Origin of the sequence: Rhodococcus sp. NPDC059968, assembly GCF_042738615.1 — a bacterium.
Lineage (GTDB): Bacteria > Actinomycetota > Actinomycetes > Mycobacteriales > Mycobacteriaceae > Rhodococcus_F.
This window is the reverse complement of the sequence record NZ_JBHWUE010000013.1, coordinates 46,643-73,641: the sequence shown is the minus strand read 5'-3', so window position 1 is coordinate 73,641 and position 26,999 is coordinate 46,643. Positions and strand designations below refer to the sequence as shown.

1 protein-coding gene is annotated in these 26,999 nt (G+C 69.5%); it reads right to left on the bottom strand.

The genetic code is table 11. The features are described 5' to 3' along the window. Positions 1-8: 8 nt before the first annotated feature. Positions 9-26,795, bottom strand: a complete 26,787-nt coding sequence (locus tag ACFWAY_RS14150) for a non-ribosomal peptide synthase/polyketide synthase (RefSeq protein ID WP_378510992.1) — start codon at positions 26,793-26,795, stop codon at positions 9-11. Positions 26,796-26,999: the final 204 nt, after the last annotated feature.

Genomic DNA, 26,999 nt, shown 5'->3' with positions numbered 1-26,999 from the left:
AAAACGGGTCAATGCGCGCTCAGATAATCCTCGAGGACCGGCCCCACCACGGCCAGGACCTCGGGTTCGATCATCTGGTTGTGCTCGCACTCGATCTTCACTTCCCGGATGCCTCCGGTGACGGAACTCCGCCACTCCTCCGGTGAATGCTGGTCCGTCGACGCCGATCCGGCGGCGGTGAAGAACAGCAGATCCCCGTCGAACACCTGCGGGCGGAAGTTGTTCATGATCCGCGAGGAGTTCGTGAATCCGGCGCTGATCCGCTCGAGGTGCTGCGGGGTCAGCCCCGTCTTCTGCCCGAATGCGTCGTCCAGCAACTCGACCGCCCGCTCGTAGGTGAGTTCCTCCCCGGAGACGGACTCGAGGTCGAGTCCGAGCCCGTGGAGCAACTCGGACACGGTGAGGCTCTCCGGGCCCTGGTCGGTCCCGTTCGTCACGTAGCTGTCCATGACGGCCAGCGTGTCGACCGCCTCGCCTTCCCGCCGCAGTTCGACGGCCATCGCGTGGGCGATGACGCCGCCGAGCGACCAGCCCAGCAGGTGGTAGGGCCCGTGCGCCTGCACCTTGCGCATCTCCAGCACGTACTGGTGCGCCAGCTGCTCGATCGACTCGAAGCTCGGGCCGCCGCTGATGATCGGCAACTGCAGGCCGAACGCCGGACGGTCCTGCGAGAGGTGCTGCAGGAGACCCGCGTACCCCCACGACAGGCCGATCCCGGGATGGATGCAGAACAGGGGCGGCTTCTCCCCTGTCGGACGCAGCGGGATGACCACGCCGAGCGCCTCGTCCACCGGCGACCCCGCCGCGTTCTCGGTGTCGACCCGCAGTGCCAGGCCCGCGGGCGTCGGGTCCAGGAACATGGACTGCAACGGGATCTGCCGTCCGAGGCGTTCCTGCAGCACCGTGATCACGCGGGTGGCGACGATCGAGTTACCGCCGAGGTCGAAGAAGCTGTCGGCGGTGCCGACCCGGTCCACGCCCAGCACCTCGGCGAAGGCCTCGACGATGATCCGCTCGGTCGCCGTCGTCGGGGCCCGGAAGGCCGCGCCGGTGGTGCCGAACTCGGGCGCGGGCAGCGCCTTACGGTCGAGCTTGCCGACCGGGGTCATCGGGATCTGATCGAGAACGACCACGGCGGACGGGACCATGTGCGCGGGCAGGCGGTCGGCCGCGTGGGTACGCAACTCCGCCGGCTCGAGATCGTGTCCCTCGGCCGCCCGCACGTACGACGCGAGGAGCGTGTCGCCGGACGGCCCGGTGTGACCGATGGTGGCCGCGAACGCAACCGCAGGGTGGCGGGCGAGGACGGCGTCGATCTCACCGAGCTCGATGCGGAAGCCGCGGACCTTCACCTGGAAGTCGGTGCGGCCGATGTACTCGATGGTGTGGTCGCCGCGCCAGCGCACCACGTCGCCGGCGCGGTACATCCGGCGACCGGGCTCCCCGAACGGGCAGGCGACGAACCGTTCCGACGTCAGAGCCGACCGGTTGTGGTACCCGCGTGCCAGTCCGGGTCCGGTGATGTACAGCTCGCCGGGCACGCCGACCGGGACGGGCTGCAGGCGTTCGTCGAGGACCAGCGAACCGAATCCCAGCGCGGGTGCGCCGATGTTCACGACCCCACCCGGTCGCATCGGGGCACTGACGCTCGCCTGGATGGTCGTCTCCGTCGGCCCGTACCCGTTGTGCATGTTGCGGTGCTTGCCCCAGATCTCCACCAGCTCCGGCGGGCACGCCTCACCGGCCACCGCGAGGACCCGGAGCGATTCGAGTCCCACATCCTCGATGGACGACAGCGCGGTAGGCGTGATGAACGCGTGCGTCACCGCGTTCCGCCGGAACAGGTCGGCCAGCTCCGTGCCACCGAAGACGGTCGGCGGCACGATCACGACCCGCGCCGACGCGCCGAACGCCATCATCAGCTCGAAGATCGACGCGTCGAAGCTCGGAGACGCCAGATGCGAGACCCGGGAGTCGTGCGTGACGTGGAACCGTTCGTGTTCCTCCGCGGTGAGGTTGGCCATGCCGCGGTGAGTGACGATGACCCCCTTCGGTTTACCGGTCGACCCCGACGTGTAGATCAGGTACGCCGGGTTGGCCAGATGGAGCGGGCGGGTGCGGTCGGCGTCGGTGACCGGCGCCGAGGAGACGGCCGCGACCTGCTCGGCGAAGGACTCGTCGTCGAGCACCAGCCACGGCACGGTGTCCGGCAGGTTGTCGCGGCGATCGGCGACGGTCAGGCCGACCGAGGCCCGGCAGTCGGTCAGCATGTAGTCGATGCGGTCCCGCGGGTAGGTCGGGTCGACGGGCACGAACGCCGCACCCGACTTCGCGACCGACCAGATCGACACGACCTCCTCGATCGACCGCGGCATTCCGATCGCCACGAACGTCTCCGGTCCGACCCCCTGGGCGCACAGCACCCGCGCCAGCCGGTTCGACCATTCGTCGAGTTCGCGGTAGGTGACCTGCCGGTCCTCGAAGGACAACGCCACCGAATCGGGGTCGAGCGCCGCAGCGGCCGTCAGCAGGTCGGGCCACACCTCGGGCCGCACGTCGGGCTTGCCGCGGGCGGGGACCATCTCGTCGATCTCTGCCTCGTCGAGCAGCGGGAGGGTGCCGATCGGCCGGTCCGGATCGGCGGTGACGGCCGCGAGGATCCGGACGAAGCGGTCCGCGATCGAGCGTGCCGTGGCGGGGTCGAAGAGGGAGACCGCGAAGTCGAGTCCGCCGGCGACGCCCGCGGGCGCGCCGTCCTGATCGAACCGCTCGGCCAGGATCACCTCGAGATCTTCTTTCACCACCTTGGTTTCGAGGTCCACGTTCTCGACCCGAAGGCCCGGCAGTTCCAGTGTCGGGTTCTCGTTGTTCTGGAATTCGAGGGCCACCTGGAACAGCGGTGAGTACGACGTGGACCGGGTCGGGTTGAGCTCTTCGACGAGCCGCTCGAACGGCAGGTCCGAGTGCTGGAACGCGGCCAGGTCGGTTTCCCGGATCCGCTGCACCAGTTCGGTGAACGTCGAGGCCGGGTCGATCCGGTTCCGCAGGACCAGGGTGTTGACGAACATGCCGACCATGTCGTCGAGGGCGGCTTCACCGCGCCCGGCGACGGGGGTGCCGATGACCACGTCGTCGGTGCTGCCGAGCCGCGCGAGCAGCACGGCCAGTGCGGCATGGACGGTCATGAACATGGTGGCGTTGTTGGCCCGGGCCAGCGCCGTCAGCCGCTGATGGAGGTCGGCGTCGATCGCGAACTCGACCCGATCGCCCTCGAACGTCTGCTGGATCGGGCGGGGCCGGTCGGTCGGCAACTGGATGACGTCCGGCACCCCGGCCAGCGTCTCCGACCAGAACCGCAACTGCCGGTTGATCATCGACTCGGGATCGTTCTCCGAGCCGAGTCCGGCGTGCTGCCACAGCGTGTAGTCCGCGTACTGGACGTCCAGCGCGTTCCACGCCGGGCCGTCGCCGCCGAGCCGGGACGTGTAGGCCACCATCACGTCGCGGGCGAGCGGCGCCAGGGAGAACCCGTCCGCGCTGATGTGGTGCACCACGATCGTCAGCACGTGATGGTCGGGCGCGGTCCGGAACAGGGCTGCGCGGACCGGGACGTCGGTGCTGACGTCGAACCCGCGCGACACCAGATCCATGATGTGCCGCGGCAGGTCGTCCGCTGCCACGGCGACCGTGTCGACGTCCGGTTGCGCATCGGCGGCGGGCAGGATCCGCTGGGTCGGTTCGTTGTCGACCGTCGGGAAGACGGTGCGCAGCGTCTCGTGGCGTTCGAGGACGTCGGCCATCGCCAGCCGCAGGGCGTCCTCGTCCAGGGTTCCGGTCAGCCGGACGGCCAACGGAATGTTGTAGGCCGGTGAGGACGTGTCGAACTGGTTGAGGAACCACATCCGCTTCTGCGCCAGCGACAGCGGAATCCGGTCCGGACGTTCGACCGGTGCGAGGGCGGGGCGGGCGCCGCCGCTCACACTGTCGGCGACACGTGCGGCCAGCGACCGGACGTCGGGGGCCTCGAACAGGGCGCGCACACCGATGTCGGTGTCGAGGGCGTCCCGCAACCGTGCCGTGACACGGGTGGCGACCAGCGAGTTTCCGCCGAGATCGAAGAAGTTGTCGTCGATGCCGATCCGTTCGATTCCGAGGACGTCGGCGAAGATGTCCACGATCTTGCGCTCGAGATCGTTGGTCGGCGGCTGGAACTCGGTGGTGGTGACGTGGAATTCGGGCGCGGGCAGCGCCGACCGGTCCAGTTTGCCCACCGGGGTCAACGGGATCTCGTCCAGGAACATGATGCTCGTCGGGACCATGTGCCCGGGGAGCCGGGTCGACAGGTGCGCGGTCAGCTCGGCCGGGTCGACGCCGTCGGCGGTGTTGGGCAGCAGGTAGGTCACCAGCACCGTGTCACCGGACGGGCCGGGGACACCGAGGGTCGCGGCGAAGCTGACCCCGGGGAACGCGGCGATCTCGTTGTCGATCTCGCCGAGTTCGATGCGGAACCCACGGATCTTCACCTGGAAGTCGCTGCGGCCCACGTACTCGACGGTGTGGTCGGCGCGCCAGCGGACGATGTCGCCGGTGCGGTACATCCGCTCCCCCGCCTCCCCGAACGGGTTGGCGACGAACCGCTGGCTGCTCAGTTCCGGGCGCCGGTGGTAGCCGCGGGCGAGACCCGCACCGGTGATGTACAGCTCGCCGGGAACTCCGACCGGCACCGGCTGGAGACGTGAATCGAGCACGAGCTCACCGACTCCGCGGATCGGGCCGCCGAGAGTGATGGGGTCGCCCACCGTCATCGGGTCGCTGATGTTGGCCATCACCGTGGTCTCGGTGGGGCCGTACGCGTTGGACAGCTGCCGGCCGGGTGCCCAGCGGGTCACCAGTTCCGGCGGGCACGCCTCGCCGCCGAACACGACGTGCTGGAACTCGTCGAGCCCCTCCGGGTCGACCGTGGACAGCGCCGCGGTGGTGACGAAGGCGTGGGTGACGTGTTCGGTCCTGATCAGTTCGGCCAGTTCAGCTCCGCCGTACACCGTCGGCGGTGCGATCACCATCGTGGCGCCGACCCCGAACGCCTGCAGGTACTCGAACACCGACCCGTCGAAGCTGGGCGTCGAGAAGTGCAGTGTGCGGGACGTCTGCGCGGCGGCGAAACGCTGCCGCTGGTCCTCGGCGAAGTTGTCGAGGCCCTCGTGGGTGACCACGACACCCTTCGGCTTGCCCGTCGAACCGGACGTATAGACGATGTAGGCGGCGTTGTCGAGGCTTATCGGCGAGCGCCGATCCGAATCAGCCACCGGCAGAGCCGGTTTCGACTGGCACGCCTTCTCGAACTTGGGCGAGTCGAGCTGCAGCCACGGCACCGAGTCGGGCAGCGCCTTCTCGTACGCGGCCATGGTCAATCCAATGGTGGCACCCGAATCGGTGAGCATGTGCTCGATGCGGTCCATCGGGTAGTTCGGGTCGACGGGGACGAATGCGGCGCCCGTCTTGGCCACCGCCCACACGGCGAGGACCGACTCGATCGATCGGGGAATGCCGAGCGCCACGAATGTCTCCGGGCCGGCCCCGCGGGAGATGAGAACCCGGGCGAGCTGGTTGGAGCGTTCGTTGAGTTCCCGGTAGGACACGTTGCGGCCCTCGAACGTGAGCGCCGTGCGGTTCGGATCCAGTGCGGCGGCGTCCTCGAAGATCTGCGGCAGCGTCCGGACGGAGAACCCGGGGCGGCCGCGTACCGGCGCGAACTCGGCGAGTTCGGCCTCGGTGAGCAATTGCATGTGGGCCAGCGGGATCTCGGGCCGGTCGGCGAGGGCGTCGAGCACCCGCTGCAGCCGATCCGCGATCTCGTCGACCGCGCTTTCCTCGAAGACCTCGGGGAGGTACTCGAACTTGAAATTCAGCCGCGTGTCCCCGGAGGCGACGACGGCGAGCGGGTAGTGCGCGGAGTCCTTGCCGTCGATGCCGGTGACGAACATCCCGGCGATGTCGGTCTGTTCCGTCAGCCCCGCCTCGTCCACCGGGTACGACTCGAACACGGTCAGCGTGTCGAAGGCACCGCCGCCGCCGACCGCCGACTGGATGTCGGTCAGACCCACGTAATGGTGATCGAGCAGCGTGGCCTGTTCGCTCTGCACACGTTCGAGCAACTCGCCCAGCGACTCCCACGGGTCGAGAGTCACCCGCACCGGCAGCGTGTTGATGAACAGACCCACCATCGACTCGATGCCCGCGATCTGCGGCGGCCGGCCCGACACCGTCCCGCCGAACACCACGTCGGAGCGGCCGACCAAGCCGCCCAGCACGATTCCCCACGCCGTCTGGACGACGGTGTTGAGGGTGAGCCCGCGTTCCCGGCTCAGGTCCCGCAACCGGGTGGTCTGCTCCTCCGACAGCGTGAAGGCGGTCTCCTCCGCGACGGCGGAGTGCGCCTCACCCCGCTCCAGCGGGGCCAGGAGGGTCGGCTCCTCGACACCGTCGAGCGCGGTGCGCCAGGCGTCGAGGGAGTCCGTGGTGTCGTGCCGCTTCATCCACGACAGGTAGTCGCGGTAGGAGTGGACCCGCGGAAGCAGGCTGCCGTCGGCGTCCAACGCGTACAGCGTCAGCAGGTCGCGGATGACCAGCGGAGTCGACCAGCCGTCGAGCAGGATGTGGTGGTTGGTCAGGATCAGCCGGTAGTCCTCCTCGGTGAGCCGGACCAGTGCGAGGCGCAGCAACGGCGCGTTCGCCATGTCGAACTTCACCGACCGGTCCCGTGCCGCGATCCGGTCGTATTCGCGGGTGGTCTCGTCCGGGTCGAGTGCCGAGAGGTCGAACTCCGACCAGGGCAGTTCCACATGCTGCTGGATGATCTGCGCCGAGGCGCCCGCACTGTCGTGGACGAACGCGGCCCGCAGGTTGGGGTGCCGGTCCAGCAGGGCCTGCCCGGCCCGGCGGATCCGGTCCGGGTTGATGTCGCCGCGCAGTTTCAGCGCCAGCTGCACCAGGTACGGGTCGACCGAGGCGTCCGAGAACTGGGCGTGGAACAGGAGCCCGGACTGCAGCGGTGACAGCGACCAGATGTCCGACAGCGCCGGGAACCTGGCCTCGAGCCGGTCGATCGCGTCCTGGTCGAGGGTGACCAGGTCCAGATCGGACGGGGTCACGCCGCCGGCGTCGGGCCGCGCGACGTGGGTGGTCAGCGCGGTCAGCGCCTGCACCCACAGGTCGGCGAGCGCGCGGACCTCGGACGGGGTGAGGACCCCGGTCGGGAACGCCCACGTGGCCCGCAGCCGGTTGCCGTCGGCCCCGGTGCCGGTGACGGCGTTGATGTCGAGCGCCGACGCCACCGGGATGTCGGAGGCGGGAATGTCGTCGAGCTTCGTGTCCGTCACCGGAACCCAGGCGTGACCGTGGATGTCGGTGGACGTCGCACCGCCCAGCCGTCCCAGGTAGTTGAACGTGACCTGCGGCTTCGCCAGCGCCCGCAGCTGATCCGCGCTCTCCGCGTCCAGGTAGCGGAGCATGCCGTAGCCGATACCGTGGTCCGGGATGGCCAGCAGTTGTTCCTTGATCGCCTTGACCGCGGAACCGGCGGCCTTGCCACCGGCGAACGCGTCGTCGAGGTCGATGCCCGACAGGTCCAGGCGCACCGGGAACATCGCCGTGAACCAGCCGACGGTGCGGCCCAGATCGGCGCCCGGCAGCACCTGGTCCTCGCGGCCGTGGCCTTCGAGGCTGACCAGCGACTCGCGCGTGAAGTCGCCGTGGGTGCGCCGCCACTGCGCCAGTGCCAGCGCCAGCGCGGTCAGCAGTCCGTCGTTGACGCCGCCGTGGAACGCCTCCGGGACACGGGTCAGCAGCGCGTCCGTGACGTCGGCGGGCACCTCCACGGTGACCTTCTCGACGGTCCCCGCCACGTCGATCGCGGTGTCGAGCGTCCGCGATCCGATCAGCGGGTCGTCGGCCTCGAGCACCCGGCGCCACAGTTCTATCTCGTCGGTGCGTTCGCGGGTCGCCTCGACGAGTCCGTGCGACCAGCGCCGCATCGACGTGCCGACCGGCTCCAGGGCCGGTTCCTGACCCGCGGAGATCTGCGCCCACGCGGTCGCCAGGTCGGGGACGAGGATTCGCCACGACACACCGTCGACCACCAGGTGATGGGCCACGACCAGCAGCCGCCCACCCTCGTCGCCGGCGTCGAACCACACCATCTGCAGCATGACCCCGGCCTCGGGGTCCAGTCGTCCCGCCGCGGCATCGAGTTCACCGGTCGCGACCTCCGCGAACCCGGAACCGACCACCGACGCGACCTCGACACGGTGCAGCACGTCGTCGACGTCGACCGCGCCCACGGCCTGCACCTCGATCCGCCACTGCGGCTCGGCACCGAGGAGACGCGCCCGCAGCATGTCGTGGTGATCCACGACGGCCGCGATCGTGCGCTTCAGCAGCGTCTCGTCGGCCGCGGCGGGCAGGGAGAGCAGCGCGGTCTGCGTGTAGCGGCGGAAGTCGCCGCCGCGTTCGAGCAGCCACGCGGTGATCGGGGTGACCGGCATCTCGCCGATCCCGCCGCCCGGCAGTTCGTCGAGTACCACCACCTCGGCGGCGCCCGCCCAGGAGGCGGACTCGGCGAGCGCGGCAACCGTCTTGGCCTCGAACACGTCCCGCGGGGTGAGCACCACACCGGCGGCCTTCGCACGCGCTACCAGCTGGATCGACATGATGCTGTCGCCGCCGAGGGCGAAGAACGAATCGTCCACACCCACCGATTCCAGACCGAGCACCTCGGCGAACAGCCCGGCGAGGACGGTTTCCATCTCCGTCGCCGGGGCGCGGCCCGCCGACACCCGGGCCCCGAAGTCGGGTTCCGGCAGCGCGCGGCGGTCGAGTTTGCCGTTGCTCGTCAACGGCAGCGCGTCGAGCACCACGAGGGTGGCGGGCACCATGTACGAGGTGAGCTGGGTGCCGACGAATTCGAGCGCCGACGACACCTCGACGGTGCCGCCGGATTCCGGAACCACGTAACCGATCAGCCGGTGACCGCCGTGCCCGTCGTCGCGGGTGAGGACGACGGCCTGGGCGATGCCGCGGTACCGGAGCAGCGCGGATTCGATCTCGCCGAGTTCGATGCGGAAACCGCGGATCTTCACCTGGAAGTCGCTGCGGCCCAGGTACTCGAGCTGGCCGTCGGTGTTCCAGCGCGCCAGGTCGCCCGTGCGGTACATCCGTGCTCCGGGACGGAGCGGGTCGGCCACGAACCGGGTCGAACTGAGCCCGGCCCGGCCGAGGTAACCGCGGGTCACCTGGTCACCCGAGACGTACATCTCCCCGATGGTGCCCGGGGGAACCGGGTGCAGGCGCCGGTCGAGGACGTGCACGTGCAGCCCGGCGATTCCGCGGCCGATCACACTGGCCGACGCGAACTCGGCGAACTCGCGGTCGAGCGCGAGGTAGCTGACGTGGACCGTCGTCTCGGTGATGCCGTACATGTTCACCAGGGTCGGGGCGGAGTCGTCGTGCCGGGAGTACCAGCGGCCGAGCTGACCGAGGTCGAGAGCCTCACCACCGAAGATCACGTACCGCAGCGCCAGTGCCGCCGCGTTCACGTCGATCTCCGAGACGATGCGGTCGGTCTCGGCGAGCTGATAGAACGCGGTCGGTGTCTGGTTGAGGACGGTGACCTGCTCGTTCCGCAGGAGTTCGTGGAACATTTCCGGCGACCGCGCCGTGTAATAGTCGACGACGACGAGTCGGCCGCCGTAGAGCAGCGGACCCCACAGCTCCCACACGGAGAAGTCGAACGCGTACGAGTGGAACATCGTCCACACGTCGTTCTCGTCGAACCCGTAGAGCGGCTGCGTGTTCGCGAACAGCGTCAGCACGTTGCGGTGCGAGACGACCACGCCCTTGGGGCGGCCCGTCGACCCGGAGGTGTAGATGACGTACGCCACCGACGCGGAGTCGAGCGGTGTCACCCGGTCGGCGTCGGTGATCGTCGCCGGCGACTGCTGCGCGAGGTCCGCGGTGGTCTCGGGGTCGTCGAGCAGGATCGCCGGGGTCTCCGAATCGGGCAGGGCGGAGACGTCCCCGGTGGTGGTGATGACGCAATTCGGTGCCGCGTCCTCGAACACGAACGCCAGCCGATCCGCCGGGTAGGTGATATCGACGGGCAGGTAACCGCCGCCGGACTTGATCACCGCGAGCAGGGCGATGATCAGATCGCAGGTGCGTGGGAGTGCCACGGCCACCAGGGTTTCCGGACCCACGCCCTGGGAGATGAGCAGGCGGGCCAACCGGTTCGACCGGGCGTCGAGTTCCGCGTACGTCAGAGCCACGTCCTCCGACGTCACCGCTGTGGCGTCCGGGAACCGGGCCACACTCTGTGCGAACCGGTCCGCGAGGGTGTCGGTGCCGGCGTCGACACCGGCGGTGTTCCATTCGGTCGCCATCGCCGACCGCTCGGCGGCGTCGGTGATCACGATGTCACCGACCGGGGCCTGCGGGTCGGTGGTGACCGCGCCGAGGATCCGCAGGAACCGGTCGGCGAATGTGCGGACGGTGCCCGCGTCGAACAGATCGGTGGCGAAGATGAACGACGCGGCGATACCCGACGCCACCCCGTCCTCGTCGAATCTTTCCTCGACGCCGAGCTGCAGGTCGAACTTGGCGACCTCGAGATCGAAATCGACGGCGGCCGCTGTCAGTTCCGGGAGCTCGAGCCGCGGTGTCTCGTTGTTCCGGAACTCGAGCAGCGCCTGGAACAGCGGCGAGTGCGCGGTGGAGCGCTCCGGCGCGAGGACGTCGACGAGTCGCTCGAATGGCAGGTCCGAATGGTGGAACGCGGCGAGGTCGGTGGCCCGCACCTGATCCATCAGGGCGCCGAATCCCTCCGCGGGGTCGACGGCGCTCCGCAGCACCAGGGTGTTGACGAACATGCCGACCATGTCGTCGAGGGCCGCGTCACCGCGGCCCGCGATGGGTGTGCCGACCGCGATGTCCTCGGTGGACGAGAGCGCCGACAGCAGCACCGACAGGGCCGCGTGGACGGCCATGAACATGGTGGAGTTGTGCTTGCGCGCCAATGCCGCCAGCGCCCGGTGCACCTCCGCCGGAATCGTGAAGTCGACCTGCGCACCGCGGAACGACTGCTGGACCGGTCGCGCCCGGTCGGTCGGCAGCTGCAGGAGTTCGGGCAGGTCGGCCAGCTGATCCGTCCAGTACCGGAGTTGCTGGGAGATCAGCGATTCGGCGTCGCTCTCGTCGCCCAGGAGTTGGAGCTGCCACAGGGTGTAGTCGGCGTACTGCACCGACAGCGGGTTCCACTGCGGTGCGCTTCCCGCGATGCGGGCGGCGTACGCGGTCATGACGTCCCGCGCGAGTGGGGTGAGTGAGAACCCGTCGGCGCAGATGTGGTGCACCACGATGACGAGCACGTGATCGTCGGGGGCGAGTGCGAACAGCGCCGACCGTATCGGCACGTCGGCCGTCACGTCGAAGCCGGCGGTCGCGAGACCGGCGATGTGCTCCCGGAGTTCGTCCTCGGACACCCCGACGATCTCGAGGTTCGGCGTCCACTGACCGGGTGAGAGCACCACCTGGGTCGGTTCGCCGTCGTGGGACGGGAATACGGTCCGCAACGATTCGTGGCGGACGAAGACGTCCGTCACCGCCGCGCGCAGTGACTCCACGTCCAGGTGACCGGTCAGCCGCACGGCCAGGGGGATGTTGTAGGCCGCCGACGACGTGTCGAACTGGTTGAGGAACCACATCCTCTTCTGCGCCAGCGACACCGGCACGTGCGCGGGCCGCGGCATCGGGCCGAGCGGGATCCGGACGTGGGCACCGTCCTGCGCGGGTGCGAATGCCGTCGACTCGATGAGGCGGGCCAGCTGATGGATCGTCGGCGCCTCGAACAGCGTGCGGACGCCGATGTCGGTGTCCAGTTCCGCGGTCAGGCGTGCGGCGACACGGGTCGCGATCAGCGAGTTTCCGCCGATGTCGAAGAAGTTGTCGTCGATGCCGACTCGTTCGATTCCCAGGACCGTGGTGATGACGTCGGCGATCGTGTGTTCGAGGACCGTCGACGGCGGCCGGAAGTCGTCCGACGTGGGCAGGAACTGCGGTTCGGGCAGCGCCGCCCGATCGAGCTTGCCGACGGGGGTGAGCGGGATCTCGTCGAGGATCATGATGCTCGACGGCACCATGTGCGCGGGCAGCAGGTTCGCCGTCCACTCCTTCAGTTCCGGTGGTTCGAGCACCGACTCGGCCTCCGGCAGCACGTACGAGACAAGCACGGTGTCGCCGGCGGGACCGGGACGCCCGAGGGTGACGGCGAACGCGACGGACGGGTGCCCGGCGAGCGCGCTGTCGATGTCGCCGAGCTCGATGCGGAAGCCGCGGATCTTCACCTGGAAGTCGGTGCGGCCCAGGTATTCGACCGTGTGATCGGACCGCCACCGCGCGAGGTCGCCGGTGCGGTACATCCGGTCGCCCGGGTCGCCGTAGGGGTTGGCGACGAACCGTTCGCCGGTCAGCCCGGCGCGTGCATGATAGCCGCGGGCCAGGCCCTCACCGGAGATGTAGAGCTCGCCGGCGACGCCGACGGAGACCGGTTGCAGCCGCGAGTCGAGAATTACCTCGGAGACGCCGCGGACGGGGGCACCGATGGTGACCGTCTCACCCGCCTGCAGGTGATCGCTGAGGTTGCTCATGATGGTGGTCTCGGTGGGACCGTAGCCGTTGTACATGGTGCGGCCCGGCGCCCAGCGGGTCACCAGTTCCGGAGGGACGGCCTCGCCGCCGGCGACCACGTTCTGGAACACGTCGAGACCCTCGGGGTCCACGGAGGCCAGCGCCGCGGGGGTGACGAACCCGTGGGTGACGCCCTCGGTCCGGATCAGCTCCGCGAGTTCCTCACCGCCGTACACGGACGGCGGCACGATCACCATGGTCGCGCCGACGGCGAAGGACAGCAGGTATTCGAGGACCGAAGCGTCGAAGCTCGGTGAGGAGAAGTGCAGCGTCCGCGACGTCGAATCCGTCGCGTAGCGGGCCCGCTGCTCCTCGGCGAAATTGTCGAGACCGCGGTGGCTGACCACCACTCCCTTCGGCTTGCCGGTGGAGCCGGACGTGTAGATGACGTACGCGGGGTGCGCGAAGCGCAGGGGCGCGACGCGGTCGTCGTCGGTCACGGTGTCGGTGGACATCGCCCGTGTGGCGGCTTCGGTCTCGGCGTCGTCGAGGGTCAGCCAGCTGACCGTGCCCGGGAGCCGGCCGTGGTCGGCCTCCAGACGGAGGCCGAACGTGCACCCGGAATCGGTGACCATGTGCTCGACCCGCTCACGCGGGTAGGTCGGGTCGACCGGAACGAACGCCGCGCCGGTCTTCGTGATCGACCAGACCGCGAGGACCGATTCGATGGACCGTGAGATACCCAGGGCCACGATGTCTTCCGGGCCGACGCCGCGGTCGATGAGCAGCCGCGCAAGCTGGTTGGAGCGGTCGTCGAGTTCCCGGTAGGACATCCGGCGGTCCCCGCACACGAGCGCGGTCGCGGCGCCCGCCGCGGCGGCCGTCTCGGTGAACATTTGCGGCAGTGTGCGCACGGAGCGGCCGGGCCTCCCGCGGGCCGGAACCAGTTCGGCTTCTTCGACGTCGGTGAGCAGGCGCAGCTGCGCGAGCTTCATCCCGGGGTGCTCGGCGAGCGCGATCAGAGCCCGGATGATCCGGTCGCCGATCCGCTCGACGTCGGCCCGGTCGAACAGTTCCTCGACGTACTCGAGCTTCAGTTGCAGATTCTCGTGCGCCGACGCGATCAGCGCGAGCGGGTAGTGGGCGGCGTTCGCGCTGTCGTGCACGTCGAGGACGTGCATGCCGGCGATGTCGGTCTGGTCGCTCAGCCCATCCCGATCGACGGGATAGGACTCGAAGACGGTCAGCGTGTCGAAACCGGCGCCGGAACCGGCCACCGACTGGATGTCCGTCAGTCCGACGTAGTGGTGGTCGAGCAGCCCGGCTTGCTCGCCCTGAATGCGTTCGAGCAACTCCCCCAGCGTTTCCCGCGGGTCGAGAACCACCCGCACCGGCAGGGTGTTGATGAACAGGCCCACCATCGACTCGATCCCCGCGATCTGCGGAGGCCGACCCGACACCGTCCCACCGAAGACCACATCGGAGCGACCGACCAAGCCGCCCAGCACGATTCCCCACGCGGTGCGGATCAGGGTGCTGAGGGTCAGGCCGTGCTCGCGTGCGAGCACACTCAGCTGATCGGTGCGGTCGACGTCGAGTTCGACGAGCAGTTCACTGGACTGCGTGTCGCTCTGCACCGACGCGTCGGCCGGCGCGAGCAGCGTCGGCTCCTCCACCCCGGCGAGGGCACGCTGCCACACACCGAGGGAGTCCTCGGTGCTGCGGTGCGACATCCAGGTGAGGTAGTCGCGGTAGGGGTGCACCCGCGGCAGTGCCGTGGCGTCACCCTCCGTGGCGTACAGGGTCAGGAGGTCGCGGATCAGCAGCGGCATCGACCAGCCGTCGAGCAGGATGTGGTGATTGGTGACGATCAGGCGCTGCTCGTCCCCACCGAGCTGGATCAGCATGAACCGCAACAGCGGCGGGGTGGCCATGTCGAACCCACGGCGCCGGTCGGCGTCGAGGAGTCGCGCGATCTCGGCTTCGCGGCTCTCCACGTCGAGACCGGACAGGTCGATCTCCGTCCAGGGCAGTTCCGCGTACCGGTGGATCGCCTGGACTGGGGTGCCACCCTCGTCGTGGACGAACGACGCCCGCAGATTCGCGTGCCGGTTGAGCAGGGCCTGCCCGGCCACCCGCATGCGGGACGGGACGGCACCGCGCAGTTCGAGTGTCACCTGCACGGTGTACGAGTCGATCGTCTGATCGGCCAGCAGTGCGTGGAAGAGCAGTCCGGACTGCAGCGGCGACAGCGACCAGATGTCGGACAGCGCCGGGAAGCGCGATTCGATGCGGTCGATGGCGTCCTGGTCGAGGCTGACCAGTTCGAGGTCGGACGGGGTCACGCCGCCGGCGTCGGGGCGGGCCGCGTACGTCGTGAGCGCGGTGAGCGCCTGCACCCACAGTTCGGCGAGTTCCCGGACCTCGGCGACGGTGAGGACACCGGCCGCGTACGCCCAGGTGGCACGCAGCTGAGGCCGGTCCTCCACCTCGGTGGTGACCGCGTTGACGTCGATGGCCGAGGTGACCGGGGTGTCGAGGTCCTGCGCACGGTCCATGTCGACTTCACCGGTCGGCGTCCAGCCGGCGCGGGTGGCCGCCTCGGACAGGTCGGCGGCGAAGCGTCCCAGGTAGTTGAAGCTGATCTGAGGCAGCGAGCGGGCCGCGAGCAGCGGTGCGGTGTCGGCGTTGAGGTAACGCAGCATGCCGTACCCCATGCCGTGGTCCGGGATCGCGAGCAACTGTTCCTTGATCGCCTTGATCGCCGAGCCTGCGGCCTTGCCGCCGTCGAACGCGTTGTCGAGGTCGATACCCGACAGGTCGAGCCGCACGGGGAACATGGCCGTGAACCAGCCGACGGTGCGGCCCAGATCGGCGCCCGGCACGACCTGGTCTTCACGGCCGTGCCCCTCGAGGCTCACCAGTGTCCCGTCGACGGACCTGCCGTGCAGGGTGTGGCCGCGGGTGCGCCGCCACTGGGTGACCGCCATCGCCAGCGCGGTGAGCAGTCCGTCGTTCACGCTGCCGCGGATCGCCTCCGGCAGAGCCGTGAGGACGGCTTCGCTGACCTCGGCGGGCAGCTGCACCGTGACGCGGCCGACGGTCGCGTTGACGTCGATGTCGGGGTCGAGCGGACGGCTGCCGACGAGCGGGTCCTCGCAGTCGAGGATGCGCTGCCACAGGTCCAGTTCGCCTGCCCGGTTCGCCGCCTCGTCGACCAGGCCGTGCGCCCATCGGCGCATGGACGTGCCGACCTGGTCGAGGACCGGTTCCTGGCCTGCCGAGATCTGCGCCCACGCGGTCGCGAGGTCGGGGACGAGGATGCGCCACGACACACCGTCGACCACGAGGTGATGCGCAACCACGAGCAGGCGGCCGCCGGACTCCCCGGCGTCGAACCACACCACCTGGACCATGACCCCGGCCGCGGGATCGAGCCGGTCGAGCGCGGCGTCGAGTTCCGCGATCACCGACGCCGCGAACGCCCGGGTTCCCGGGGCCGTGGACACGGCGACCCGGCGGATCAGGTCCTGAGCGTCGACCGCACCGACCGGGCGAACGGCGAGGTGCGAGTCCTCGGCGGAGACGATCAGCTGCGCGCGCAGCATGTCGTGCCGGTCGAGGACGGCCTGGAACGTGGCGCTCAGGGGTTCGAGTTCGCGGAGGTTCGGCGGTGCGGTCAGCAGCGCGGACTGCGACATCCGGTTGAACTCGCCGCCCCGTTCGAGCAGCCACTTCGTGATCGGGGTGGTCGGCATGTCGCCGACTCCGCCACCCGGCAGTTCGTCGAGGACGACGACGTCGGCGGCGCCCACCCACGACGCCACCGCGGCGAGACCGGCAACGGTCTTGGCCTCGAACACGTCCCGCGGGGTGAGTACCACACCCGCCGCCTTCGCACGGGCCACCAACTGGATCGACATGATGCTGTCGCCGCCGAGGGCGAAGAACGAGTCCTCGACACCGGCGGATTCGAGACCGAGGACCTCGGCGAACAGTCCGGCGAGCACCTCTTCCATCTCCGACACCGGCGCGCGGCCCGCCAACACCCGGGCCCCGAAGTCAGGCTCGGGCAGCGCGCGGCGATCCAGCTTGCCTGCGGGGGTGAGCGGCAACTCGTCGAGCACGATCAGCGCGGACGGCACCATGTACGGGGCGAGGAATCCGCCGACGAAATCGAGGACCGCCTCCGGGTCGAGTTCCGCGCCCGCCGTGGGGACGAGGTACCCGACGAGCCGGTTGGCGCCGGTGCTGCCCGTGTGTGCGGACACCACCGAACGGGCGACCCCCGGGAAACGCGTGAGGGCGGTCTCGATCTCGCCGAGTTCGATGCGGAACCCGCGGATCTTCACCTGGAAATCGCTGCGGCCCAGGTACTCGAGCTGGCCGGCACCGTTCCAGCGCGCCAGGTCACCGGTCCGGTACATGCGGGCTCCGAGGCCTCCGTACGGGTTGGCGACGAAACGCTCCGCTGTCGTGCCCGCCCGGTCCTTGTAGCCACGGGCCAGACCGGAACCGGTGACGTACAGTTCGCCGGTCACCCCGTTGGGCACCGGGTGCAGGCGTGAATCGAGCACCATCTCCCCGGTTCCCATCGGCGGACGGCCGATGGTGACACCCTCACCGGGAAGCATCGGTCCCGTCACGCTCGACACGACCGTCGCCTCGGTGGGGCCGTAGGCGTTGAACATCCGCCTGCCCCCGGTCACCCACTGCGTCACCAGCTCCGGCGGGCACACGTCGCCACCGGTGGCGACGCACTCGAGCTGGTCGAGGCCCGCGGGGTCCACGGACGCCATGGCCGCCGGGGTGATGAACGCGTGCGTGACCCGGCCCTCCCGGAGCACGTCGGCGAGTTCGGTGCCGCCGATGACGGACGCCGGCGCGATCACCATGGTCGCGCCGGAGCCGACCGCGAGCAGCAGTTCCAGGATCGAGGCGTCGAAGCTCGGCGACGAGAAATGCAGCGTGCGCGACCGCGGGGTGACCCCGAAGCGGACGCGTTCGTCGGTGGCGAAGTTCGCCAGGCCGCGATGGGTGACGACGACGCCCTTCGGGGTGCCGGTGGACCCGGACGTGTAGATCAGGTAGGCGGGGTTCTCCAGCGCGAGCGGGTGGGTCCGGTCGGCGTCGGTGACGACCGCGGCGGAGTGTGCGCTCACCTCGTCGTCGAATCCGGGTGCGTCGACCACGACGTAGGACGTGCAGTCCGGCAGCGTGGGACGGAACTCGGCGACGGTGAGCGCGAGCGCCGCACCGGAGTCGCTGAGCATGTGGACGATCCGGTCGGTCGGGTAGTTCGGGTCGACGGGGACGAACGCGGCGCCGGTCTTGGCGACCGCCCACAGCGACAGCACCGATTCCGGCGACCGCGCCAGCGCCAGCGCGACCACCGATTCCGGGCCGATACCGCGCCCGATCAGCAGGCGGGCGAGACGGTTCGACCGCTCGTCGAGTTCGCGGTAGGTCACTTCGCTGCCCTCGTAGGACAGCGCGGCCGCCTTGGGATCCACGGAGGCCGCGGCCGCGAGCAGTTCGGGCAGGGTCCGCGGTTCGGCGTCGGGCCCGTCCATCACCGGGGTGAGCGCCGCACGTTCGGACGCCACCATCAGGTCGATGTCGCCGACGGCCATGCCAGGCTCGGACGTCACCGCGTCGAAGATCCGCTGCAGGTAATCGGCGAAACCGGCGATCGTGGACGTGTCGAACAGACTCGACGCGTAGGTGAACGCCGCGGAGATCCCGGCGGGCTCCCCCGACACCCCGAACTCCTCGGTGAGCGTCAGTTGCAGGTCGAAGTTGGAGATGTCGGTGGCCAGGTCGAGACCGGTGACGGTCAACCCGGGCAGCTCCAGCCGCGGCCGCTCGTTGTTGCGGAACTCCAGCACCACCTGGAACAGCGGCGAATGCGATGTCGCGCGTTCGGGCGAGATCGCGTCGACCAGCCGCTCGAACGGCAGATCCGCATGGTGGAAGGCGTTCAGGTCGGTGTCGCGGACCGTGGACAGCAGGTCGGTGAACGTGCCGGCCGGTTCGACCGGGGTGCGCAGCACCAGGGTGTTGACGAACATGCCGACCATGTCGTCCAGGGCGGCGTCGCCACGGCCGGCGATGGGGGTGCCCACCGCCACGTCGTCCGTGTCACCCAGCCGGGCCAGCAGCACGGCCAGCGCGGCGTGCACGGCCATGAACACACTCGAATTGTGTTCACGGGCAGTCGTGATCAACCGGCTGTGCACCTGCGGATCGATACTGAACGGGTGGATGCCGCCGCGCATCGACTGCTGTATCGGGCGGGGGTGGTCCGTCGGCAGCGCGAGCAGTTCCGGAAGCCCGGCGAGCGTGTGTGTCCAGTAGTCGAGCTGGGCGGCGAGCAGGCTGTCGGGGTCGTCGGCGTTGCCGAGGACCCGGTGCTGCCAGAGCGCGAAGTCGGCGTACTGCACGGGCAGGGCCGTCCAGTCCGGTGCCTGTCCCCCGGTGCGGGCCGCGTAGGCGGTCATCACGTCCCGGGCGAGCGGGGCCATGGAGAAGCCGTCCGCGCTGATGTGGTGGACGACGATGACGAGAACGTGCTCGCCGGGATCGGTGCGGAACAGGGCGGCGCGCACCGGCACCGACACCGTGACGTCGAACCCGTCGCCCGCCAGTCGCGAGATGTGCTCGGGCAGTTCCGCTTCCGTCGTCGCGATCGGTGACAGATCCGGCACCACGTCCTCGGTCGGCAGGATCACCTGGACGGGTTCGCCCTCCACCATCGGGAACCGGGTGCGCAACGACTCGTGCCGGTCCATCACGTCGGCGACGGCGTCCTGCATCGCGTCCTCGTCGAGGTCGCCCGTCAACCGCACCGCGAGCGCGATGTTGTAGGCCGGGGAGTCGAGGTCGAACTGGTTGATGAACCACATGCGCTTCTGCGCCAGCGAGACCGGCAGCCGGTCGGGACGCACCCCGGCCACCAGCGGCGGGCGTTCGGCGCCCTGCACGGCCTCGGATTCGATCCGGGTGGCCAGTGTCGCCACAGTCGGGGCGTCGAAGATCTCCCGCACCCCGATCCGGCTGCCCAGCGCGGCGTTGACCCGCGCCACCAGCCGGGTAGCCACCAGCGAGTTGCCGCCGAGGTCGAAGAAGCTGTCGTACACACCGATACGGGGCGCGTCGAGCAGATCCGCGAAGATCGACGCGAGGATCTCCTCGATCGGGTTGCGCGGAGTGACGAATTCTGCGGACGGGCTGAGGAATTCCGGCTCGGGCAGGGCACCCCGGTCCAGCTTGCCGGTGGCCCCGAGCGGGAACCGGTCGAGGACGATGATCCGGGTGGGCACCATGTAGGCGGGCAGCGCCTCCGCCGCTGCGTCGCGCACGACGGCGGTGTCGATGTCGGCGCCGGCCACGGGGATCACGTAGCCGACGAGGCTTTCGCCGGTGGCCTCGCTGCGGTGCACCGTCACGACGGCCTGCGCCACCGACGGGTGCGCCAGCACGGCCGCCTCGACCTCGCCGAGTTCGATGCGCTGACCCCGGAGCTTGACCTGGAAGTCGCGGCGGCCGATGTACTCGACGTTGCCGTCGGCACGCCAGCGGACGACGTCGCCGGTGCGGTACATCCGCTGTCCCGGCTCGCCGAACGGGTTCGCCACGAACCGGTCCGACGTCAGATCGCTGCGACCGACGTAGCCGCGGGCCAGCTGGATGCCGGCCAGGTACAGTTCGCCGTGCACCCCGACCGGCACCGGGTGCAGCCGGGAGTCGAGGACGTACAGCTGCGTGTTCCACACGGGCGCGCCGATCGGGACCGAGGCCCGGTCGCCCTCGGTGCACTCCCAGTAGGTGACGTCGACCGCGGCCTCCGTCGGGCCGTACAGGTTGTGCAGTGCCGCGGATCCGAAGTCCCGGAACGAGTCGGCGGTGGCGGGCGGGAGCGCCTCACCACTGCAGAACACCTGGCGCAGCGAACCGCAGAGTTCCGGTTCGGCGCCCGCGGTGAACACCGCCAGCATCGACGGCACGAAGTGCATGGTGGTGACCTGGTGGTCGGCGATGATGTGGGACAGGTACGTCGGGTCGCGGTGACCGTCCGGCGCAGCGAGGACGAGTCGCGCACCGACCTCGAGGGGCCAGAACAGTTCCCACACGGACACGTCGAACGTGACGGGCGTCTTCTGCAGCACCACGTCCGTGTGGTCCATCCGGTACGTGTCCTGCATCCACAGCAGCCGGTTCACGATCGCGCGGTGGCTGACCGCGACGCCCTTGGGCCGGCCCGTCGATCCGGATGTGTAGATCACGTAGGCGGTGGAATCGGGGTGGATCGGACCGCCCCGCTCGGCGTCGGTGATCGGGGTGCTCGGCCGCCGGGACAGGTTCAGGGTGTCGATCTCGATCGCGGTCGCACCGGCCGCGCTGTCGACGCCCTCGCACCGGTCGCGCGAGGAGGTGAGAACGCATGCGGGTTCGGCACTCTCGATCACGTAGGCGATTCGGGAGGCGGGATGGTCGGGGTCGAGCGGAACGTACGCTGCCCCGGTCTTCTCCACCGCGTAGATCGCGATCATCAGCTCGAGTGAACGGCGCAGGGCGACGGCGACCCGGGATTCGGGTCCGACGCCGCGGGCGAGGAGTTCGCGTGCCAGCCGGTTGGCGCGGGCATCGAATTCCGCGTACAGCAGTTCCTCTTCGGCGAACACCACGGCCACGGCGTCCGGGGTGCGGGCCACCTGCGCCTCGAACAGGCTGACCAGGGTCGCCGAGTCCGGTACGGCGACGTCGGTGTCGATCCACTGCTCGAGCATCCGGTGGGTCTCGTCCGCGCCGATCAGGTCGATGTCGCCGACCTTCGCGTCCGATCCGGCGGTGATGGTCTCGAGGAGGGTGACGAAGCGTTCCGCCAGCGCCGTCATCGTCGGCGGGTCGAACAGTTCCGACGCGTACGAGAATTGGACGTCGATCGCACCAGGGGCGCCGGATTGCTCGGTGTGCTCGGTGAGGATGACCTGGAGGTCGAATTTGGCGGCGCCGGTCTCGAGGGCCTCGACTTCCACGTCGAGCCCGGGCAGCTCGAGCCGCGTGTTCGCGAATCCCTGCAGCACCAGCATCACCTGGAACAGCGGTGAATGTGCCTCGGAGCGGGTCGGCTTCAGTTCGTCGACGAGCCGCTCGTAGGGCAGATCGGTGTTGCTGAACGCCTCCAGATCCACGGAGCGGGTGTGCGAGAGGATCTCGGGGAAGCTGCGATCGGGGTCGACGGTGGTGCGCAGGACGACGGTGTTGACGAACATGCCGACGACGTCGTCGAGTTGGCGTTCCCCACGACCGGAGACCGGGGACCCGATCGACACGTCGGACGACCCGCTCGACCGGGACAGCAGGACCGCGAGGGCGGCGTGCACCACCATGAACAGGCTGGCGTCGTTGGCGCCTGCGATGTCGAGCAGCGCGCCGTGGATCCGCGCCGGGATCGAGAAGTCGGCGGTGGCACCGATCATCGACTGCCGGGCCGGGCGCGGACGGTCGGTCGGCAGATCCATGACCTCGGGGGCGCCGTCGAGGGTGCGGGCCCAGAACGCCAGCTGCCGGGCGAGGAGGCTCGTCGGATCGTCGGGGGAACCGAGCAGCTCGCGCTGCCACACCGCGAAATCGGCGTACTGCACCTCGAGCGGCGCCCACTGCGGTGTGTCGCCGGCGGCGCGGGCGTGGTACGCCACCATCACGTCCCGGGTCAGCGGTGTCATCGACAGGCCGTCGGCGGCGATGTGGTGCACCACGAACACCAGCACGTGATGGTCGGTCGCGGTGCGGTAGAGCTCCGCCCGGATCGGCGGTTCGACGGTGACGTCGAAACCGGCTGCGGCGTCGGCGATCAGGCGGGATTCGAGCTCGTTCTCGGCCACCTCGACCGCGTCGAGGTGCGGGCTCACCTCCGCGACCGGCAGAACCACCTGGATGGGACCGTTGGGGGTGTTCGGGAACACCGTCCGCAGCGACTCGTGCCGGGTGAGGACGTCACTCACCGCGGTCCGCAGCGCCTCCACGTCGAGCGTGCCACGCAGCCGGATACCGACAGGAATGTTGTACGCGGGTGAGGCGGTGTCGAGCTGGTTGATGAACCACATCCGCTGCTGCGCCAACGACACCTGCACCGGACCGGACCCGGCCCGCGGCGCGAGCACGGGGCGGGCGGAGGTGCGGGGCCCGAGTGCGTCCACGCGGGCACTGAGCATCGCGACGCTGGGCGCCTCGAACAGATCGAGCACCCCGATCTCCGTGCTCAGGGCTGCGTTGACCCGGGACACCACGCGGGTCGCGACGAGGGAGTCGCCGCCCAGGTCGAAGAAGCTGTCGTCGACGCCGATGCGCTCGACTCCCAGAAGCGCCGCGAACACCTCCGCGATCTGCATCTCGGTGGGGGTCACCGGCGCCCGGTAGACGGTGGAGGTGGCCTCGAACTGCGGTTCGGGCAACGCCTTCCGGTCGAGTTTGCCCGCCGGTGTCAGCGGGACCTTGAGGAGCACCATCACCCGGGCGGGCACCATGTGCGCGGGCAGCGCGGCCGCGGCGTGTTCGAGGATGTCGCCGACGGCGATGTCGGCTCCGTCCTCGGGGAGCACGTACGTCACCAGCACCGTGTCGCCGGACGGTGCTGTCCGTCCGACCGTGGTCGCGAACGCCACACTCGGGTGCGAGCGGACGACGGCGTCGATCTCGCCGAGTTCGATGCGGAATCCGCGGATCTTCACCTGGAAGTCGGTGCGGCCCAGGTATTCCAGCTGACCGTCCGTGTTCCACCGCGCCAGGTCGCCGGTGCGGTACATCCGCTCGCCCGGCGCCCCGTGAGGGTCGGCGACGAACCGTTCGGCCGTCGAGATCGACCGATTGTGGTACCCGCGTGCCACACCGTCGCCGGTGATGTACAGCTCGCCGGGGACCCCTCTCGGGACGGGGTGCAAGCGCGAATCGAGCACCAGCAGACCGCAACCGCGGGACGGGCGGCCGATCGTCACCGGTTCGCCGACCGTCAACGGTCCGGCCACGCTCGCGACGACGGTGGCCTCGGTGGGACCGTAGGCGTTGAACATGACCCGCCCCGGCGCCCACTGCGCCACCAGCGCAGGAGGACAGCTCTCACCACCGGTGACGACGCACCGGATGTGGTCGAGCCCGGTGGGATCGACGGATGCCAGCGCGGCCGGGGTCACGAACGCGTGCGTCACCCGTTCACGACGCAACAGGTCCCCCAGTTCGGTGCCGCCGTACACCGTCGACGGTGCCACCACCATCGTGGCGCCGGCACCCACTGCGAGAAGCAGTTCCAGGATGGACGCGTCGAAACTCGGCGAGGAGAAGTGCAGGGTGCGGGCGCCGGCGGTGATCTCGAACCGCTGCCGCTCGTCCTCGGCGAAATTGGCCAGGCCGACGTGGGTGACGACGACACCCTTGGGTGTGCCGGTGGAGCCGGACGTGTAGATCAGGTAGGCCGGATCCGCGGTCCGCAGCGGCCGGAGACGGTCGGCGTCGGTGATCGCGCCGGCCGCGTGTTTCGCCAGGTCCCGGCCGAACGACGCATCGTCCATCACGAGCCACGAAGTGGCCTCGGGCAGCGACGACCGGTGCGCCGCCGCGGTGAGACCGACGACCGCACCGGAATCGGTGAGCATGTGCTCGATGCGATCGGCCGGATAGTTCGGGTCGACCGGGACGAACGCGGCCCCGGACTTCGCGACCGCCCAGGTGGCCAGCACCGACTCGATCGACCGCGCGATCGCGAGCGCCACAACCGAACCCGGTCCCACGCCGTGGCCGATCAGCATGCGGGCCAGACGGTCCGACTGCTCGTCGAGTTCGGGGTAAGTCAGGGTGCGCCCCTGGTAGACGAGGGCGTCCCCGTCGCCGCCCGCCTCCACGGCGCGCGCGAGCAGCGCGGGAAGCGTGCGGGGTTCCACCGACGGCTCGTCGCGGACCGGCGCGAGTTCCGCGTACTCGACGTGCTCGAGGAGGTCGACGTCCCCGGTCGGTGCGGTGGGGTCCGCCGTCACCGCCTGCAGGATGCGGACGAAGCGCGCGGCGAGCGCCTCCGCGCTGTCACGGTCCCACACGTCCTTGGCGAACCGCAGCCGGCCGTTGATGCCGCCCGACTCCGATTCGGTAAGGGAGAACACGAGATCCAGCCCCAGCGCTCGGTGTTCGCGCTGGATCGGACTGACCGTCACGTTCCCGGACGAGTCGTGAGGATGGCCGCCGTCGGTGAATTCGAGCATCACCTGGAACAGCGGCGTGTGCGAGGGATCGGATTCGGCTCCTAGGGCGGCGACGAGATCGTCGAAGGGCAGCGCCGCATTCGCGAACGCGTCCCGGTCGGCGTCCCGGACCCGGCTCAGGTGGTCGACGAACGACGATGCAGTGTCCACCTGCGACCGCAGGACAGTCTTGTTGAAGAATGCACCGGCCTCCGGGTCGTCGGAGTCGGCCGCCTCGCGCCCGACGATCGGTGTTCCGATCACGACGTCGTCGGTGTCGCCCAGCCGGCCCAGCAGGACGGCCAGAGCCGCGTGCAGCGTCGTGAAGATCCCGGTGCCCGCCTCCTCGGCCAGCTGTGCCGCGCGCCTCTGCACGACGGCGTCGACGGCGAATCCGACGACCTCGCCCGCCCCGGCCCGCTCGGTCGGGCGCGGCCGGTCCAGCGGCAGTGCCGTCACCTCCGGCAGACCCGCCAACTCCCGCTTCCAGAACGCGAGCTGGGCCTCCCGCTCGAGGAACCGCGCGCCGAGGCGTCCGCTCTCGGCGTGAATGTCGGCGGTCCGCGTCTGCGGCTCGGCGGTGACGAACTCCTCGACCAGCTCCACGAACCTGCGGTGGTGGGCGCGCAACTCCTCCGAGCCGTACCGGTTGGGATTGCCGCGGAAATCGAGGAGCGTCTGTCCGTCACCGCTTTGATAGATGTTGACCAGCAGGTCGTCCACCGGGCCCGACGTCACGATGTGGTACTCGCCCGTGACCGTGCCCAGCGTGAACGCCTGATGGAACAGCATGACGTTCACCATCGGACCGGCGAGGCCCTCCGCGGTCCCGGCGAGTCCGGCATCGCGGCGGATGTCCTCGAGGCTGCACCGCTGATGGCGCAGCGCGCCCATCAGTTCGAGCTGCGTCCGCTGCACGAGCTCGGCCACCGTGTCCTCCGGGCGGACGGTGATCCGCAGCGGGGCGACGTTGACGAGCATGCCACCGGACCGCTGCAACGGCGCCGTGGTGCGCGCCGACACAGGCAGGTTGATGAGTACGTCCCGCTTGCCCGTCATGCGGGACAGATAGCAGGCGAACCCGGCGAGCAGCACAGCCGCCGACGTGGCGCCGACCCGCTGATCCGACTCTCCGAGGAAACCCAGTGCAGTTTCGGAGATCTTCGCGCTCTCGAGCCGGCTCTTCGCCGCCGCGGGGGCGTCGTGGGTGGCGAGCGTCGACCCGTGCTCGATGCCGACAATGCGTTCGGCCCAGTACAACCGGTCGTTCTCGAAGCGGCTCGACGCCCGGTACTTCTGGTCGAGTTCGTATAGTTCACGCAGGTCCAGCGCACGGTTCGGTTCCGGCTCGGTTCCCTCGACCGCCGCGGTGTACAGCGCCGCGATCCGGTTCACCATGGTCATACCGCTGTACCCGTCGAGTGCGACGTGGTGAATCCTGGTGTACCACAAGTAGTGCTGCTCACCGACTTGGAGGACGTTCATCTCGACGAGCCGGTCCCGGGTGAGCCGGAGCGGCGTCGCGTAATCCTCGTCGATCCACACCTGCGCGGCGGAAATCGGGTCGGGCTCGCCCCGGAAGTCGAGGAAGCCGATCGACGGATCGATGCTGAAATCGACCGCCTGGTAGGGCTCCCCGTCGACGTCCAGCAGTCGCAGGAACGGCGACTGGAACTCCTGACCGGCCCGGACCGCCGCGTCGCTCAACAGGTCCAGGTCGATCTCGCCCCGCAACTCGATGTACTGGGCGATGAACTTGGGAACCGTGGGGCTCAGTTGCTGGGCAAACCACATACTCCGTTGCACCGAGGAGAGCGGGAAGGCCCCTTCGGGAACGTTCACATCTTCGGCGCCGTTATTCGGCTGCGGCGAATTCACAGTCGTCATCTCGTTCCCCCAGCGGGTAGAAGACCTTGGATGCGCAAGTCCTGCGCGTGAGACGGACCAACCGACGCCGGTCTCCCACGCTGTACTGATCGTGCTGTACCTGTGGGCCCGGTGTGCGTCGAATCGTGATGTTCGTTTCGGAATCGCCGTCGACGGGCGACGGTCGGACCGGTCGAGCCGAGTGCGTCCTACACTCCCCCGCCT